The sequence below is a fragment of the Aeromonas sp. HMWF015 genome (assembly GCF_963878965.1).
In the GTDB taxonomy this organism is placed as follows: domain Bacteria; phylum Pseudomonadota; class Gammaproteobacteria; order Enterobacterales; family Aeromonadaceae; genus Aeromonas; species Aeromonas veronii.
On record NZ_CAWNZT010000416.1, the window covers coordinates 1 to 1,528 of the forward strand.

Consider the following 1,528-nt stretch of genomic DNA (forward strand, 5'->3'; position numbering starts at 1 on the left):
CATGCAAAATAGACTATTTGAGTCCAAATAATCAGCAGGATTCATTGTAAACGTTTTCCTTTTGCCTTGCCGTCAGGTGAGACTTGGCTCACATTTTTGCCTCCATGACTATGGTTTCCGTAAAAAGTTCCAAGTTTTTTCATTGCGGTTCAAAAAATCCGGTGCTAGTCTCGGCGGCATAGTGATGCAAAGAACATCGCTAACACAGGGAATAACAACAACTTAGTGTTTAATTACAGTAGGCATTGGAAACTATGAAAAAGACAATTCTGGCTATTGCTATCCCGGCTCTGTTTGCGTCCGCCGCTAACGCCGCAGTGATCTATGACAAAGACGGTACCACTTTCGACGTATACGGCCGTGTACAGGCTAACTACTACGGTGAGCACGATGATACCGATGGCGAGCTGATTGGTTCTTCCCGTCTGGGCTGGTCCGGTAAAGTCGCTCTGAACAACACTTGGTCCGGTATTGCCAAAACTGAGTGGCAAGTTGCTGCTGAAAACTCCGACAAGGGAAGCGACGGCAAGTCTAGCAAGTTCGATGCTCGTCATATCTACGCAGGCTTTGATGGTTCCCAGTACGGTAAAATCATCTTCGGTCAGACCGACACCGCTTTCTACGACGTACTCGAGCCGACCGATATCTTTAACGAGTGGGGCGATGCCGGTAACTTCTATGACGGTCGTCAGGAAGGCCAGGTTATCTACTCCAACACCTTCGGCGGTTTCAAAGGTAAGGTTTCTTACCAAACCAACGATGACGTAGCTGTCAAGATTACTGACGTAGGTCAAAAAATTAAAGAAGATGCCTATTTGGGCACTAACGTGAAGCGTGAGAAAGCTTATGCCGTTGCTGGCGGTTACGACTTTGACTTCGGTCTGGGCTTCAACGCTGGTTATGCTTACTCCGACCTGCAAAACAAAGTTAATGGCCAGACTGGTAAGAAAGACGAGTGGGCTGTTGGTGCACACTACGCAATCAATGGTTTCTACTTCGCTGGTGTTTACACTGAAGGTGAAGTGAAGAATAAGAGCAACGGTATCAAAGATGATGGCCGTGGCTATGAGCTGGCAGCATCTTACAACGTAGATGCCTGGACCTTCCTGGCTGGTTACAACTTCAAAGAAGGCAAGGCCAACGCTCAAACTGCCGGTTCTACTTACAAGGATCTGGTTGACGAGACCCTGCTGGGTGTTCAGTACGCTTTCACTCCGAAGCTGAAAGCTTACACCGAATACAAGATCCAGGGTATCGAGAAGCATGACGACGAGTGGACTGTTGCTCTGCAGTACAACTTCTAATAAGTTGCACATGAGTAATATCCTGGCTTGAGTCTTTGACCAAGCTACGAATGGCCGAGATGATATCTCGGCCATTTTCTTTTTTAGCGCCAGCGTATTGGCACCAGGATGAATTGCCGGATTGCTATGTAAGTGATGTTTGGCAAACCATCTGTCTCGGTTAATCTCTCTTGCTTCTTGCTTCTTGCTTCTTGCTTCTTGCTTCTTGCTTCTTGCTTCTTGCT

At 47.2% G+C, this 1,528-nt stretch carries 1 protein-coding gene; it reads left to right on the forward strand.

The genetic code is table 11. The annotated features are described in order from the left end of the window. The first annotated feature begins 254 nt into the window (after positions 1-254). Positions 255-1,304 (forward strand): porin, encoded by a 1,050-nt coding sequence (locus tag AACS18_RS21365; RefSeq protein ID WP_108613252.1) that lies wholly within the window; start codon positions 255-257, stop codon positions 1,302-1,304. Positions 1,305-1,528: the final 224 nt, after the last annotated feature.